General features: G+C 53.9%; 14 protein-coding genes. 11 read left to right on the forward strand and 3 right to left on the reverse strand.

The genetic code is table 11. From position 1 onward, the window contains the following. The first annotated feature begins 81 nt into the window (after positions 1-81). The 8 genes from radA to OEV59_09070 all read left to right on the forward strand — a co-directional run bounded on the left by radA (position 82) and on the right by OEV59_09070 (position 8930). A complete protein-coding gene (gene radA, locus OEV59_09035; protein ID MDH4227871.1) occupies positions 82-1455 on the forward strand; it encodes a DNA repair protein RadA in 1374 nt (457 codons plus the stop codon). Continuing rightward, positions 1439-2656: a poly-beta-1,6-N-acetyl-D-glucosamine N-deacetylase PgaB gene (locus OEV59_09040; GenBank protein MDH4227872.1), complete on the forward strand. Its 1218-nt coding sequence runs from the start codon at positions 1439-1441 to the stop codon at positions 2654-2656. The genes radA and OEV59_09040 overlap by 17 nt, the downstream gene beginning before the upstream one ends. A gap of 9 nt (positions 2657-2665) precedes the next feature. Further along, complete coding sequence (locus OEV59_09045; protein MDH4227873.1) at positions 2666-3382, forward strand: Crp/Fnr family transcriptional regulator; 717 nt, start codon at positions 2666-2668, stop codon at positions 3380-3382. Next, positions 3379-4818 (forward strand): ATP-binding protein, encoded by a 1440-nt coding sequence (locus OEV59_09050; GenBank protein ID MDH4227874.1) that lies wholly within the window; start codon positions 3379-3381, stop codon positions 4816-4818. The genes OEV59_09045 and OEV59_09050 overlap by 4 nt, the downstream gene beginning before the upstream one ends. A gap of 37 nt (positions 4819-4855) precedes the next feature. Continuing rightward, positions 4856-5884 (forward strand): 6-phosphofructokinase, encoded by a 1029-nt coding sequence (locus tag OEV59_09055; protein MDH4227875.1) that lies wholly within the window; start codon positions 4856-4858, stop codon positions 5882-5884. A 17-nt stretch (positions 5885-5901) separates the two neighbouring features. After that, the gene (locus tag OEV59_09060) at positions 5902-7431 is read left to right on the forward strand and encodes a DASS family sodium-coupled anion symporter (GenBank protein ID MDH4227876.1); all 1530 of its coding nucleotides are present in this window, start codon (positions 5902-5904) and stop codon (positions 7429-7431) included. A 72-nt stretch (positions 7432-7503) separates the two neighbouring features. Continuing rightward, complete coding sequence (locus tag OEV59_09065) at positions 7504-7878, forward strand: hypothetical protein (GenBank protein ID MDH4227877.1); 375 nt, start codon at positions 7504-7506, stop codon at positions 7876-7878. A gap of 71 nt (positions 7879-7949) precedes the next feature. Then, positions 7950-8930 (forward strand): hypothetical protein, encoded by a 981-nt coding sequence (locus tag OEV59_09070; GenBank protein ID MDH4227878.1) that lies wholly within the window; start codon positions 7950-7952, stop codon positions 8928-8930. A 99-nt stretch (positions 8931-9029) separates the two neighbouring features. Here OEV59_09070 and OEV59_09075 read toward each other — a convergent pair whose 3' ends face one another. The 3 genes from OEV59_09075 to OEV59_09085 all read right to left on the reverse strand — a co-directional run bounded on the left by OEV59_09075 (position 9030) and on the right by OEV59_09085 (position 11758). After that, entirely contained in the window at positions 9030-9512 is a 483-nt protein-coding gene (locus OEV59_09075; GenBank protein ID MDH4227879.1) for a ferritin family protein, read from the reverse strand. Between the two features lie 99 nt (positions 9513-9611). After that, positions 9612-10550 (reverse strand): M23 family metallopeptidase, encoded by a 939-nt coding sequence (locus OEV59_09080; GenBank protein ID MDH4227880.1) that lies wholly within the window; start codon positions 10548-10550, stop codon positions 9612-9614. Positions 10551-10561: 11 nt separating this feature from the next. Continuing rightward, complete coding sequence (locus OEV59_09085) at positions 10562-11758, reverse strand: NupC/NupG family nucleoside CNT transporter (protein MDH4227881.1); 1197 nt, start codon at positions 11756-11758, stop codon at positions 10562-10564. A 186-nt stretch (positions 11759-11944) separates the two neighbouring features. Here OEV59_09085 and OEV59_09090 point away from each other — a divergent pair, with 186 nt between their 5' ends. The 3 genes from OEV59_09090 to OEV59_09100 all read left to right on the forward strand — a co-directional run bounded on the left by OEV59_09090 (position 11945) and on the right by OEV59_09100 (position 14667). Continuing rightward, positions 11945-13078: a YbdK family carboxylate-amine ligase gene (locus OEV59_09090; protein MDH4227882.1), complete on the forward strand. Its 1134-nt coding sequence runs from the start codon at positions 11945-11947 to the stop codon at positions 13076-13078. A gap of 63 nt (positions 13079-13141) precedes the next feature. Beyond that, positions 13142-14335: an amidohydrolase gene (locus tag OEV59_09095; GenBank protein ID MDH4227883.1), complete on the forward strand. Its 1194-nt coding sequence runs from the start codon at positions 13142-13144 to the stop codon at positions 14333-14335. Between the two features lie 11 nt (positions 14336-14346). Further along, positions 14347-14667 carry a divalent-cation tolerance protein CutA gene (locus OEV59_09100; GenBank protein ID MDH4227884.1) on the forward strand — a complete coding sequence of 107 codons (321 nt, stop codon included), beginning with the start codon at positions 14347-14349 and terminating at the stop codon, positions 14665-14667. Positions 14668-15183 lie beyond the last annotated feature (516 nt).

Consider the following 15183-nt stretch of genomic DNA (forward strand, 5'->3'; position numbering starts at 1 on the left):
TGCGGTCTTCGTTACGACATTATAATAACAGAACGAGCACTTTTGTCAATTAAAACATCCGCGTAGCACGGTGTTTTTAACATGAAACGCGCCCAGTCCAAGGTCATATTCGCATGTCAGGAATGCGGTCATCAGAGTTCCAAGTGGTTGGGGCGCTGCCCTGCCTGCAACGTGTGGAACTCGATGGTCGAGGAGCGTGTCTCGTCCGAGAAAAAACGCGGCCTTAAGTCCTCCTCCGGCGCTCATACGTCCCCTACAGCCATAACCGAGGTTGCCGATGTCTCGGAAAAGCGCATAATTACAGGCATAGGCGAGTTCGACAGGGTGCTTGGCGGCGGCATGGTGCCGGGCGGCGTTGTGCTTGTCGGCGGGGACCCTGGAATCGGGAAATCAACGCTTCTTCTTCAGGCCCTCGGGCAGTTTTCCGGCAAATACGGCGCTACCGTGCTCTATGTATCAGGCGAGGAATCGGAAAAGCAGATAAGGCTTCGTGCCGAGCGTCTTGGCGTTGTCACAGATGGAATGCTTGTGTGGTCGGAGACCTCGGTAGAGGCCATAACAGCAAAGATGGAGGAGCTTTCACCCGCAGCCGTTGTCATAGATTCAGTGCAGACGGTGTATAGCGAGACAATCGAGAGCTCTCCGGGAAGTGTCAGCCAGGTAAGGGAGTCCGGGGCCATAATAACGTCGGTTGCAAAGAAGCTCGATGTGCCGCTATTTCTCGTAGGCCACGTCACGAAGGACGGCGCCATCGCAGGCCCGAGGGTGCTCGAGCACATGGTGGATACCGTGCTGTACTTCGAGGGTAAATCGGGGCACGTCTATAGGATTCTTCGTGCCGTGAAGAACCGCTACGGCTCGGTCATGGAAATCGGCGTTTTCGAGATGAAGGACTCGGGGCTGCGTGAAGTGGACAACCCCTCCGAGGTGTTTCTTGCCGAGAGGCCAAAAGGGGCCTCCGGCTCATCGGTGCTCGCAAGTCTCGAGGGCACGAGGACGGTGCTTGTAGAGATACAGGCCCTTGTCTCTCCTGCGCTCTTCGGGGTGCCAAGGCGCACGGTAGTTGGCGTTGACTTTAACAAGGTGCTTCTCCTTATAGCGGTGCTCGAGAAAAAGGCGGGCATCTCGCTTACCCATCACGACGTGTTTGTAAAGGTCACCGGAGGGCTTCGTATCGACGAGCCTGCGGCCGACCTCGCGGTCCTTGCTGCCATAGTGTCGAACTTTAAGGAAGTCCCTATAGACCCGAGGACAGTGGTGTTTGGCGAGGTCGGGCTCGCCGGAGAGGTAAGAGGCGTTACAAGGGCTGACTCTCGCATCAAGGAGGCAGAGAAGCTCGGGTTCGAGCGCTGCATACTTCCAAAGGACAATCTTAAAGGGCTTGATAAGGGCTTTAAGAAAGCGCACACAGGCGTTGCTCACATAAAGGAGGCGCTCGATGCGATTTTCGGCTAAGCGGATACTGGCGCTTCTGTTAGCTATTGCCGCAGCAGGCGGTTTTTTTATTTATAACGTTTTTGCAGGCAGTGTTTTGGCCGCTGCGCCACGCGGTGTTTCTTCGTCAATCATGCTAAACGGCGTGCAGGTCTTGGTGTTCGAAGGCAAAAGCCGCCCTGAGATAGCTCTCGAGATAGAGCGTCTTGCGTCCACGGGCGTAAACACCATTATCATGCGGGTTTTTCATAACGAGGGCGACAGGCCGCATTACTTTGCCGCTACGGAGGCGGTATCCGGCGTATACTTCAAGACCTCGCACGCGCCTGTTGTTGCCGACGCGCTCTCGGTTGTTTTGGACGAGGCGCACAAGCGCGGTGTCAAGGTGTTTGCCTGGATGACCACGAGGTACGCTGACTACGGAATCGAGGGCAGGGACGATATAACGTGTAAGTCCTTTGATACGCGTTTGAATGTGTTTGCAAGGTGTAAGGGGCTCGACCTCTTTAACGAGGAGGCGGTCGAGCATCTAGAGAACCTATACACCGACCTTGCGTCGTATCCGATAGATGGCGTTTTATTTCAGGACGACCTCGTGTTAAAATATAACGAGGGGTATGGCAGGAGTTCGGAGAGCTCGTTTAAGACGGAGTTTGGCAGGCCTCTTACGCCGTGGTCCATGTATGTGACTGACATAAACGGCGGCAATGTCGAGTATACGGGCGAGTTCTGGAGTTGGGCCTCGTGGAAGAATAGAAGGCTCTTAAGCGTCGCCTCCAGGCTTAAGGCCGCGGTCAGGGAAAAGAACCCCGGGGCGAAGTTCGCCATAAATCTCATGTACGAGGCCGTAACTAACCCCAGGGGCGCGCTCGCCTGGTTCTCGCAGGACCTGGACGCTGCAATACGCGAGGGGTTCGATTATTATTCCATCATGGCCTATCACGTGCAGATGGCTACAGAGCTTGAGAAGGATAAGCGCGAGATATCGCGAATGATAGAGGACATGGTGAGGGTAGCTTCCGCAAAGGTCAAAGACTCAAGGAGCGTGCTTATAAAGTTCCAGACCGTTGATTGGGATACCGGTAAGCCCGTGCCGGAGAAAGAGCTTAAGGCCCTTATAAAGGCCGCGAGGCGCCAGGCCTCTGTCAGTATAGCGCTCGTGCCGTATAGAAGCGGGCTGCCGTTTGGGGAGTTGGCGGGAAATGCTGCATTGGGTAAATAAGGGGGAGATATGGTGAAGGTTTCGAATTCGGTTTGCGGCATATGTAACTGCGTCATAAAGGACAATACGCTTTTCTCGGCGCTAAGCAGCGACGAAATAGATGCTTTCAAGGACGTAGTGAGGACGTCCTTTCATCCCAAAAAGGACATGATATACATGGAGGGCGACGACTGCAGAGGGCTCTATGTGGTGAGGGCCGGGCGTGTAAAGCTTATCAGGAGCTCGAAGGACGGCCGTGAGCACATAGTGAAGCTGCTTGGCCCGGGCGAGATACTCGGGCTCGAGGTTTTTGGCGGGGTCGCGAAGTACGAGCTTGGCGCAGTAGCCATGGAGGACGCGGACTTATGCTTCATGGCAACGCGAGATTTTTTTTCCATACTAAAGCGCGAGGGCGCAATCGCCGTGAAGATAGCAAAGGCCCTGGGTGTCGAGCTCCTCGACGCCTATAAGAAAATAGGCACGCTCGGCCTCCTGAATGCCAGGGAAAAGCTCGCGCACCTGCTCTATACGCTTGCAACAGAGTACGGCGAGCAGGTAAAAGGCGGAGTGAGACTGCAGCTCACCCTCTCTCGCCTCGATATAGCCGAGATGCTTGGCATTACGCAGGAAACATCCATAAGGCTGCTTAAAAGCTTCAAAGAGGACGGCATCCTTGCCATAAAGCGCAAGGAGATAATAATAGCCTCGATGAAGAGGCTTGCGGAACTCGGCGGGATAGGCGCGTGAAGCGTATATTCTCGATAAAATTATCGGTTAGATCGAGGCTTACGGCGTGGTATGTAGCGCTTCTTACCATCAGCCTCGTAAGCTTTGGCGCGGCCTTCTTCTACGCCATATCGACCGTGTTCGTATCGAGAACGGACGCGCAGATAAGCGCGGTTGCCGAAATGATGCCGCACGCAATAGTGCTGCCGTCGGGGCAGCTTAACGTGCCAAAGCGGTTCGACGTAATACTCGAGCGGTTCTTTGGCGTAAAGACGAGCGGCAACTTCATCCAGATACTCGATTCCAAGGGCGATATCGTCGCGCGCGGCTCGACACTCGAGGGTTTTAATATCCCTGTTTCCGACGAAACCTACTCCAATGCCGTAAAGGGCAAGGAGACCTACGAGACCATAAAGCCGTTTGGCGTCTATCCAATACGCGTTTTTTCCAAGCCAGTGATGCTAGAAGAAAGAGGGCTCGTTGCGATAGTTCAGGTCGGGGCCTCGCTTGAGGGCATGGAGGCCGTGTTCCATTACATGTTTTACTTCTTCGCGGTCGGCATCGTCGTGTCCGTTGCCATAGCGGCAATCGTCGGAGCGTTCCTCGCCAGAAAGGCCCTTGAGCCGGTAAAGGAACTTACGCTTGTGGCAAGGCGCATTACGGCAGAGAATTTGAAAAACAGGATAGACGTGAAAACCCCGGACGACGAAATGGGGCGGCTTGCCTCCACATTTAACGGCATGATAACGAGGCTTGACCGCTCGTTTAGGCAGATAAAACAGTTCACTGCAGACGCTTCCCATGAACTCAAGACGCCGCTTACCGTTATGAAGGGGGAGTTGGAAATAGCCCTTAGGGGGCGCCTTAGCAATGAGGAGATGCAGGAGGTGCTTAAAAGCACGCTCGAAGAGGTAGACAGGATGAGCGGCATCGTGCAAAACCTCTTAACGCTTGCAAGGACAGATGTCGAGAGCGGAAGCCGGCGCATGACGGCAGTGCGCGTTGATGAGCTCCTTGCCGAAAAGTTCGAGCAGACGAAAAAGCTCGCAGCCGAAAAGGGCGTCAAGCTAGAGATAGAAAAGGCCGCGTACGTGCTCGTCTTTGCCGATGTCATAAGGCTCGGGCAGGTCATATATAACCTGATAGACAACGCGATAAAATATACCGATAAGGGCGGCGTTGTTTCCATAAGCCTTACAGAGGAAGCAGGCTCGGCGGTACTCAGGGTAAAGGACACGGGCATGGGCATATCGAAGGAGCACCTGCCATATATATTCGACCGTTTCTACAGGGTCGATAAGGCAAGGACCGGAGGAGCAGGGGGCGTGGGGCTTGGCCTTAGTATATGTAAGGAAATGGTAGAGTCCTTTGACGGAACCATAGGCGCGGAAAGCGAAGAAGGCAAAGGCACGACCTTTACGGTCAGGATACCGCTTGCCGTTGCCATAGAGCGTTAGGCTGTTATAATATTACTGTAAACGGGGAGGTGCGGTTATGAGGGTAGGAATCCTTACCGGAGGCGGCGATTGTCCGGGGCTAAACGCCGTTATCAGGGCGGTTGTAAAGCGCGGAACGCAGCTTGGGCATACGTTTGTCGGAATAAAGGACGGATGGAGAGGGCTTATAAGCGCCAATTACGTTGACCTCGATACCGCGGCGGTTGCGGGGCTGCTTGCGCGCGGAGGCACTATACTCGGCACGTCGAGGACGAACCCGTTTAAAAAGGACGGCGACGTCGAGAAGGTGCTTGCAAACCTGAAGAAGGACAAGATAGATGCCCTTGTGTGCATAGGCGGCGACGATACGCTTGGCGTTGCTTCAAAGCTCTTTGATATGGGCATAAAGACAGTAGGAGTTCCAAAGACAATCGATAACGACCTCTCGTGCACGGACTTTACTTTTGGCTTCGATACCGCCATAAGCATCGTGTGCGAGGCAATGGATAGGCTAAGGACTACTACCGAGGCCCATCATCGCGTCATGGTGGTCGAGGTCATGGGGCGCCATGCCGGATGGATAGCGGTGTACGGAGGGCTTGCCGGAGGTGCCGACCTGATACTTATCCCCGAGGAGCCCTTTGGCATGGACGAGGTCTGCAGGGTCGTGCAGGGAAGAAAGCAGGGCGGCTTTAACTACAGTATTATTATGGTTGCCGAGGGCGCGATGCCGAAACAGACCGAAGGGTTCGTCACAAAAGACTCGACAGTCGACGCCTTCGGGCACGTGAAGCTTGGCGGCATAGGCGAGATGCTCGCAAAGGAAATAGAGAAGCGGACCTCTCTTGAGACCCGCCACGTGGTGCTAGGGCACCTTCAAAGGGGCGGAAGCCCGACCGCTCACGACAGGATACTCGCAACGCGCTACGGCGTAAAGGCCATAGAGCTCGTGCACGAGGGAAAGTTTGGCCGTATGGCCGCGCTAAACGGCAACAAGGTGGTGGACGCATCCCTTAAGGACTCAACCGGCAAGACAAAGACCGTTGACAAAGAGACATATGAAGTAGCCAAGGTGTTCTTTGGCTGATATGCAAAGGAGGCCCTTTGTCTCACGACGCCGAAGATATAAAAGAGGTCTTGAGCTCCAGGGAAGAGGCCTTTGAGAGAAAGCGAAAAAAGGCAGGGCTCGTTCTCGGGCCTCTTGTTTTTCTTATCCTGTATTTTACTCCATTCCCCGCGCTTAACGATTCCGGCCATAAGCTCCTGGCAATACTTGGCTTCGTAGTGATTTTCTGGATAACCGAGGCCGTGCCCATACCGGTTACTGCGCTCCTTGGTGTTGCGCTCTCGGCAGTGCTTGGCGCGGCGACGGTGAAGGATGCCCTTGCCGGGTTCTCGGACCATATAATATTTCTTTTTATCGGCAGCTTTATTATTGCCGAGGCCATAAGCATGCACGGCCTGGATAAGCGTTTTTCGCTGGCAATACTTTCCATACGGTTTTTCGGGCAAACGCCGCGAGGCATACTGCTTGCCTTTGGCATCATAACAGCGGTAGTTTCCATGTGGATAAGCAATACCGCAGCAGCCGCAATGATGCTCCCTGTAGGCATCGGGATACTTTCCGTTATCAAGGCCGCATCCGGCAGTGAGGCGGATGCGGCCTTTAACCGCTATGCTGCAGTGCTGATGCTGATGATAGCCTACGGCGCATCGGTTGGAGGAATCGCAACGCCGGTTGGCACGCCGCCAAATCTTATAGGCATTGCAATGATAGAGAAGCTTACGGGAGTGAGGATAAACTTCTACGAATGGATGCGTTTTGCCCTGCCGCCTACCGTTGTAATGTTTGGCGTGCTGTACTTGATACTGTCATCCTTTGGCGCATCTTCGATGAAGCTTTCCGGGGTGCGCGAGTACGTTAGCGCCGAGAGGGGAAAGCTTGGCAATTGGTCGGTTGCGGAGCGAAACACCGCGCTCTGCTTTGGCGTTGCGGTACTCTTGTGGGTGCTCCCGAGCCTTGCTATGGGGATACTCGGCAAGGCGCATCCGGTTAGCATCATGCTCGATGCAAGGCTGAAGGAAGGCGTTAGTGCGATAATCGCCGCCGCGCTTCTTTTCGTGCTGCCTGTGTCCTTTAAAGAGCTGAAGTTTACCATGACTTGGCAGAGGGCTGCAAAGATAGACTGGGGTACCATCATCCTTTTTGGCTCCGGCATAAGCCTTGGAACGATGATGTTCTCAAGCGGCCTTGCCGAGGCATTCGGAAAATGGCTCGCCTCCTTTACTTTTGCAGGCGGGCTCTGGGGACTGACGGCAGCGGCAACGCTCATGGGAATAATACTTAGCGAAACAACGTCGAACACAGCTTCCGCCAACATGACAATCCCAATCGTCATAGCAATGGCCCTTGCCATGGGCGTTCATCCGCTTCCCCCTGCCCTTGGCGCGTGTCTGGGCTCAAGCTTCGGCTTCATGCTCCCGGTATCGACGCCGCCAAACGCCATAGTATACGGTTCCGGCATGGTGCCGATATTCACGATGGTAAAGCGCGGCATACTTTTCGATATCGCCGGGTTTGTTATCATCGTGCTTGGCTTAAGGATAATATGCCCGTTACTCGGATGGGCGTAAAATGGGTTCAGGAAAGGTAAAGACATGAGGGTTTTGTGTGCTCTGTTATTTTTTTCCGTGCTTCTGTGTGCTGTGTCTTGCGCGAAAGAGGACGATAGCGCTGCCATAAAGCGCATAGTGAGAGAGGCAGCTGCCGCAGTCTCAAAGAATGACGTAAAGGGCGTTACCAGGCACGTATCAAAGGATTACAGAGACGAGCGAGGCAACGACTATAACGCGCTAAAGGGCTTTCTCCTTGCGAAAATGCTTCGCGGCGATAGTATGAAGGTCTCTATCATTTCCGAAACCGTCGAGGTCAAGGGCGATAAGGCCGTATACTCGGCAACGGTAATCTTCACCGGCACGGGCGGTGGCCCGGTGCTCGGAGGCGTAGATAAGACGAGCCTTAGCGTTGTATTTGATAAAAAGGACGGCGAGTGGAAGGCCCTCACAGCTGCCTGGCAGTAGTGCTGCTGTTATGGTAGAATACTTAAGCTGTGCGGTGTTATTATCGAAAAGAGGCAAAGGAGGGTTTTGTTGTGAACAGGGCACTTAGGCTTACGGCGCTTATGGCGGCAGCGGTTCTTCTGGTTTACGGCTGCGGCGGCGCGCCCAAGGCAAGCAAGGAAACAGAGGAACTCCTGACCGCGATGGTTGGTGAGTACGGCGGCGAGGGTAATCTTTTGATGTTCAACGCCTATACCATAAAGCTCGGTATACTGGCTGTTGTCAAGCAGGATACCGGTGTCGAGGGCCGTTTTGTTCTTCAGCCAAAGGACGGCAAGCCGGGTAAGCTTAGAAACGAGCTTTTGTATGCCAAGTCGCCTGCCGAGTTAAGGGTGTTCGACGGCGAGAAGGGCTACGGCATAAATAACGGCAAACCCGGGCCTATAAAGGAAGGGCCGCAAGTCGAGGCCATGCGGCTTCAGTTGATGCGTCTTTATACGCCGCTTACGCTTCTGGGGTTGAAGGATAAGATGGCGATATCGAGCGACGGTAAGTATAAGATACTTACGCTAAAGGAAGGCGCAGTGACGGCAAATTATTACGTCAATCCCGAGACAAAGCGCATTGAGCTTTTTAAGGGTAGTTTCGACGCCGGCGGCGCGCCCATGGAGTTTGGTGTCGAGTATTCGGATTTCAAGAAGACGCCGGAGGGGTTTCTCTGGCCCATGCGCGAGAGAAAGTTCGCAGGCGGCGTGAACACGGCCATTACCGAGGTAAGGGAAATATATTATGCGGTACAGTTTGGTCCCGAGATATTTAGGACCGAACCGCTAAAGGATACGCCAAAGCGCACCAAGCAGGGCAATATTGCGGTGAGGGATGTAAAGCCTATATTGCCGCCAAAGACCGAGGCCGGGAAAAAGGCAAAGAAGCCGGCTGCGGCAAAAACAAAAAAGGCGGCAGATAAGGCAGCGCCTGCGCCCGCCCCTGCGCCTGTGGCAGCGCCCGCCCCTGCGCCTGTGGCAGCGCCCGCCCCTGCGCCTGTGGCAGCGCCTTCGGAAGAAAAGAAATAAAATTTGACGGCAAGAAAAGGCGCGTTGCCTGTGATACGGCAGCGCGCCTTTTTTTATGCGTCGAAAGTGTCGATAGGGGTGCTTGCGGCCGCTTTGGCCTTAGAACATGGCGAGAAGTTCTTCTATCCTGCTTACGTGTCCGCGTTCTTCCTCGGCAAGCTCCTTGTACATGGCCTTGCCGCCTTTTGTCTTGGCCGCGGCTGCCATTTTTTCGAAATACTCGGCAGCGTGTATCTCCGTATCAAGAGCTATAAGGAGCGCCTTCTTTGGTTCGTCTACCGCTGCAACGAGCTTTTCCAAGTCTATGCGTCTCGTAAAAAGGTCGGGGACGCCGAGCTTCTTCACGTATTCTTCTATCTCGAGTTCTTCTTCTGTTATCTCGTCTCCGAGCCCTGCTTCGGGGAAGTAGACGCTCTCGAGAGTTTTTAGATGTTTTTGCTCGTCGTGCGCAAGGTCTCTTAACGCCTCTTTTACGCGCGCATCGCTAATCTTGCTGATGAGAAGCGAGTAGAACTTGTAGCCGTTCTTTTCTATGAGCGCGGCCCTTTCGACCGCTTCTTTTTCTTCCAGGTTCTCGAACATCCGGTGTCCTCCCGATATCAATGCGTTTTGTTTCTATATTGTACATCGTAAGATAAAAAAGGCAAAAACACAACTGAAAACGGCTCTTCTGCCGGCGTATCAGCGTTTGTCCGAGATGTGCTTGAAAAAGGCCTCGCTCTCGGTCACTATGCTTTCCGGGTTTATAAAGTTGTACTCGAGCCTTGCGCCCCAGTGAAGGTGCGGCCCTGTTGCCCGTCCGGTTGCTCCGGCCCTGCCGACGAGCTGTCCTCGTTCCACCTTTTCTCCGATATCTGCAGATATCCTCGATAAATGCGCGTACGTCGTAAATACGCCCATGCCGTGGTCGACTATGACGGTTTTGCCTGTAAGATAGAAATCTCCGGTGAGAACGACTTCCCCCGAATTGGCGGCTACAACGCGCGCTCCGTTCTTGGCGCGGATATCCAGACCGTTGTGGCGGTATTCTTTTTTCTTGTTCATCACGCGCCACGAGCCGAAGGTGTCGGTTATCTTGTCTGTGACAGGCATTATGAACGGGCCGTCCCAGGCCGGGGCTTTGCCGATTTTTTTTAGCCGGTCTTCTATTGCTGACGCGACGAGCTCGTTTTCGCGCTTTATCCGCGCGCGCTCCTTTTTCCCAGGGAAGGCCATCCTTCGCTTGACGTTTAGTATGGTAGAGTCGAATTCTTTTGCGGCGACTTTCACCGGATAGTACAACGCGTGCTCCTCTATGCCGTGGATGGTCATCATGTGCGTGCCGCTTGTCTCTTCCATGCCTGCCGCCGTGAGCGCAATATAGGAGCCTGCTGCAGTGAAAAAGCGAAGCTTTGTTCCAAATATCTCGCCCTCGGGCGTTTTGCCGTTTGCCGCGCCCTTTAGTTCTATTACGCCCATGTCGCCCTGTGTTACTTCATTCGACAGCAAGGCGACCTCCGGGCGAGAGTATATTACGCTTGGCGAGTCTATCTGATAGTTTGTAAGCGTAAATATAAAGAGTGCTGTGAGGCTTAAAAAAGCGGATCTTGCGTAGGATATGATGGGCGCTGTATCTGTCATGGTTTTGTTTGTCAGACAAGCACACCGGCAATCGTTGCTGTCATGAAGCCCGCGATACAGCCAGAGAGTATGGCCTTTAGCCCAAGAGAGACGACTTCAGTTTTCTTTGACGGGCAAAGTGTAGTCACTCCGCCTATCAGTATCGCGAGACTTCCGAAGTTTGCGAAGCTGCAGAGCGCGTAGGTCGTTATAACGATAGACCGCGGTCCGATTGCCCCCGCCTCTATTAGCGGCTGCATCTTCTGGTACGCAAGGAACTCGTTAAAGACGACCTTTATGCCAAGAAGCCGTCCTACCTCGAAGCATTCGGTATAAGGCACGCCCATTATGAATGCAACAGGGGAGAACACGTACCCGGATATCGCCTCGAAGGACGTGCCTATCTCTCCAAGGAACATGTCCATCATGCCGATTATGGAGACAAAGGCCAGGAGCACCGCGCCTATAGTGAGGGCGAGCTTCATGCCGTCCTGCGCGCCAGTGGCAGCGGCATCGACCGCGTTCACGGTTTCTATCTTCAGCTCCTTTATGCCGGAGACCGCGGTCTCGGATGCAGCAGTCTCAGGTACAAGCAGTTTCGATATGACTATCGCAGCAGGAGCGCTCATCACCGAGGCAGCGAGAAGATGCCCTGCATCTGCTCCAAAGCTCACGTATGCGGCCATGACGCTTCCGGCAATTGTCGCCATGAAGGCCGTCATAAGAGTAAACACCTCGCTCCTGGTCATTGTCGAGAGGTAGCGCTTTACGGCTGTAACGGCCTCTATGCCCATGAACACGAAAGAGGCTGCCATGAAGGTCTCTGTTCCGCTTGCGCCCATGCTTCTACGCATGACCCATGCCATGCCCCTTATGACGGCCTGGATGATTTTAAAGTGAAAGAGAACGGCCATTATAGACGACACGAATATAACGGTCGGGAGCACCTTGAAGGCAAATACTGCGCCAATCGAGAAGTCGCTTGAAAGCTTGCCGAATATGAAGGACGCGCCGATTGAGGTAAGGTCAAGGGCCGCTGTCATTATGCGCTGCGCAAGGTCGAATACGTAGCGCCCGGGCGCGGTCTTAAGTATCAAAAGCGCGAACACGAACTGCAGCGCCACACCCCAGATAACGAGCCTTCTATTTACGGCCTTTCTGTCTTCCGATAGGGCGTAGGCTATGAGTATGAACACGAAAAGCCCGAGTAGGCTTACGAGTTTTTCCATTATTGAAGGAGGCTCCTTTTTTATTGCGTAAGGTCTATCTGGAAATAATACTAAGCCTAAGCCGCCCGTGTCAACCGCTTTAAAGCCGTGTCCGCTTCGGGTTGCTTTTGGACATTTAAAAATGTTACTATCTTTGCAAGCGTTTAAGCGGTCTTTGTAAGCACCCTTATTCGGCACCCCGACTCTATGGCAATCCTATTTAAACCGTCCGAGAAGCCGACCATCGGCATAGAACTCGAGCTCCAGATCCTCGATAGGGATACCTTTGCGCTAAAGAATTCATCCGATGAGCTGATAGCGCGTCTTGCCAGTCTCGGCAGCAATGTAAAGCACGAGATACTCAATTCAACGATAGAGATAAATACAGGTATACACGAAAAGCCGTCTACGGCTTACGGCGAGCTCGTAAAAAGTGTCGGCCTCGTAGTGAAAGAGGCCAAGGCCATGGGCCTCTCTATATGCATGGCAGGCACTCATCCGTTCTCTCCCTGGAAGGAGCAGAAGGTCACGAATGACGCCCGCTACCTTAGACTGGTTGAAAAGCTTGGGCTGATAGCCAGACGCTCCAACACCTTCGGCCTTCATGTGCATGTGGGTATTGGCAGCGGCGAGAGATGCATACACGTGCTAAATCGAATCATGGGGTACATGCCGCATCTGCTCTCTCTTAGCGCGAACTCGCCGTTTTGGCAGGGCGATGACACAGGGCTCGATAGCTACAGAATCAAGGTGTTTGAGTCGCTCCCGATTGCAGGGTTGCCGTTCTATTTCCATAACTGGAGTGATTACGAAAAAATAGTGGACGCCTATGTCAGGACCAATACCATACAGACCATACGCGAGCTCTGGTGGGATGTGCGGCCTCATCCTGACTTCGGCACCATAGAGGCCAGAATCCTTGATGCCACCTCCACTATCGAAGAGGCTGTCTCGCTTGCAGCCCTTATACAGGCCCTTGTCGTATGCCTTGATAAGGATTACGGCGAGGAAGGCGAATTCAAGCGGCCGCATTCGTTTGTAGTGAGGGAAAATAAATGGAGGGCCGCAAGGTACGGTCTTGGCGCAAGGTTTATTACCGACGACGCATCCGGAGAGGTTTCTGTAATAGTGGCAATAGAGAAACTGCTCGACATGGTCGAAGATGACGCGAAGCGGCTTGGCTCTGTAAGAGAGCTTGACGGCATACGCCGCGTACTGAAAGACGGAAATGGCTCTGCGAGACAGCGAAGGCTCTTTAAGGAAACCGGCGAGCTACGGAGTGTAAGCCGTGCGCTTACGAAACTCCTTGAGGACGAAGTGTCCGCAGAAGGCCGCGTATAGGTGGCCTTTGCCGCGTTTTTGGTGTAAAATATATGGATACGTTTTGATGATAAGGGGAGAGCGATGTTAGCAGAGATAAAGAAGATTTCAGCAGGCATAAAAGACCGCGTCATAACATTTCGGCGCGAGATACACAAGAACCCCGAGCTCTCGGGCGCGGAGAATAAGACCGCTGCATTCGTAGCCGGCGTGCTCGAAGGCGCAGGCCTCGAGGTCAGGACAAACGTCGGAGGCCATGGCGTTGTCGGAGTGCTTCGGGGCGGCATGAACAAGGGCCAGGGCAAGGTCATTGCACTTCGTGCGGACATGGACGCGCTTCCGATACAGGAGGTGAACACCTGCGGCTACGCCTCTGTTGTACCGGGCGTGATGCACGCCTGCGGCCACGACGCGCACACCTCCATACTAATGGGCGCGGCAATTACGTTATCCAAGCTAAAGCCCACGATGAAGGGTGATGTTGTGTTCATATTCCAGCCCTCGGAGGAAACGACAGAGGGCGGCGCATCCGAGATGATAAAGGAAGGCGCTCTCTCAAACCCCGTGCCCACGGCAATTGTTGCGCTGCACTGTTTCCCGGAGCTTGAGAAGGGAATCATCGCGCATAAGAGCGGCGTTATGACGGCGTCGTCGGACCGCTTCACAGTGGTAGTAAAGGGCAAGGGCGGCCACGCATCGAGGCCGCACCAGAGTGTTGACGCAATCCTTGTAGCCTCGATGGTCGTAAACGCGCTCCACCACATAGTCAGCCGGAGGATGGACCCGCTGCACCACGCCGTCATATCTATTGGCATAATACGCGGTGGAAGTGCTGCAAACGTCATTGCCGACAGGGTGGAGTTGAAGGGCACGGTAAGAACGCTCGATGCCGCGCTAAGAAAGGAAATGCCGACCTATATAGAAGACACGATACGCGGCATAACCATGGGCGCCGGGGCCACCTATGAGCTTGATTACGGTTTTGGCAGCGGCTCTGTTGTGAACGACTATACCGTTGATTCGCTCGTAAAGGCCGCTGCAACGGACGTTGTCGGGCCGCATAACGTAATCCTCATGCCAGCTCCCGTGATGGGCTCGGAGGACTTCTCCTGCTTTACCGAAAAAATACCGGGCTCTCTTTTCAGGCTCGGCACCTCCAACAAGGCAAAGGGCATAGCCGCATCGCTCCATTCGTCGTCATTCGACATAGACGAGGACTCACTCGAAATCGGCGTCAGCACGATGGCGTGGATTGCGGCGCGCTACATCGAAGGGTAAGGGGCAGCCGCATGCCGTCCGATACAGTCATAGTGTTCATGACCGTGCCAGATGAGGCAAAGGGCGCGGAAATCGGCAAAACGCTCGTTACAGAGGGGTTGGCAGCGTGCTGTAATATCGTTCCAGCCATACGTTCCATCTACAAGTGGAAGGGCGAGGTGTGCGACGAAGGAGAAGCGCTTTGCATCATGAAGACCAGGGCCGCGCTCTTTAAAACTCTCGAGAAACGGGCGAAGGAGTTGCATCCGTACGAGGTGCCGGAAATTATCTGCGTTGATATTAAAGATGCCCACCAGCCCTATCTTTCCTGGATAAGTGAAGTGACCAAGTAAGGTTGTTGGAAACCGGCGATTTGCATTGAGTAGGCCGCCGATTTTCGCGCCATACTTTGTTGAGGCCGTTTTTCCGTGCTCGACGTATTATCAAAATACGCCTGCGCGAAAAAACGGCCTCTGCCGCGTCTGGCACGAACTCCCGTATCAAGTACGGGACAGGCTTGGCGGCCTGTGATTAGGTAAAGGCCTAAGCTCCGTACCCCTCTCCCTTTTTCCCTCTCCCCGGACTTCAACGGGGAGAGGGATTATTTTTTTTGCAAGTGGCTTCTTTTGTAAGGGGAGGGGAGTTTTTTTGGGCGTGGGTTTTTGCGGGTGGAGGTGGGGGGCGGTCATTGCGAGGCCGTAGGCCGAAGCAATCTCTTGCCCATCGGTAACATCTCGTCATTCCCGCGCAGGCGGGAATCCAGCGTCTTTTATGTTTAGCCCCATACCCGGGGTTTTGAAAAGACAAAGCTCCGTACCCCTCTCCCTTTTTCCCTCTCCCCAATGTGATTGGGGAGAGGGATTTTTTTT

Source organism: Deltaproteobacteria bacterium (assembly GCA_029858205.1).
In the GTDB taxonomy this organism is placed as follows: Bacteria; Desulfobacterota; GWC2-55-46; order GWC2-55-46; family DRQE01; genus JAOUFM01.

Coding starts and splice junctions, on each gene's coding strand:
- OEV59_09085 (MDH4227881.1), bottom strand. CDS start 11,758: ATGGAAAAACTCGTAAGCCTACTCGGGCTTTTCGTGTTCATACTCATA.
- OEV59_09095 (MDH4227883.1), top strand. CDS start 13,142: ATGTTAGCAGAGATAAAGAAGATTTCAGCAGGCATAAAAGACCGCGTC.
- OEV59_09040 (MDH4227872.1), top strand. CDS start 1,439: ATGCGATTTTCGGCTAAGCGGATACTGGCGCTTCTGTTAGCTATTGCC.
- OEV59_09080 (MDH4227880.1), bottom strand. CDS start 10,550: ATGACAGATACAGCGCCCATCATATCCTACGCAAGATCCGCTTTTTTA.
- OEV59_09090 (MDH4227882.1), top strand. CDS start 11,945: ATGGCAATCCTATTTAAACCGTCCGAGAAGCCGACCATCGGCATAGAA.
- OEV59_09100 (MDH4227884.1), top strand. CDS start 14,347: ATGCCGTCCGATACAGTCATAGTGTTCATGACCGTGCCAGATGAGGCA.
- OEV59_09055 (MDH4227875.1), top strand. CDS start 4,856: ATGAGGGTAGGAATCCTTACCGGAGGCGGCGATTGTCCGGGGCTAAAC.
- OEV59_09075 (MDH4227879.1), bottom strand. CDS start 9,512: ATGTTCGAGAACCTGGAAGAAAAAGAAGCGGTCGAAAGGGCCGCGCTC.
- radA (MDH4227871.1), top strand. CDS start 82: ATGAAACGCGCCCAGTCCAAGGTCATATTCGCATGTCAGGAATGCGGT.
- OEV59_09045 (MDH4227873.1), top strand. CDS start 2,666: ATGGTGAAGGTTTCGAATTCGGTTTGCGGCATATGTAACTGCGTCATA.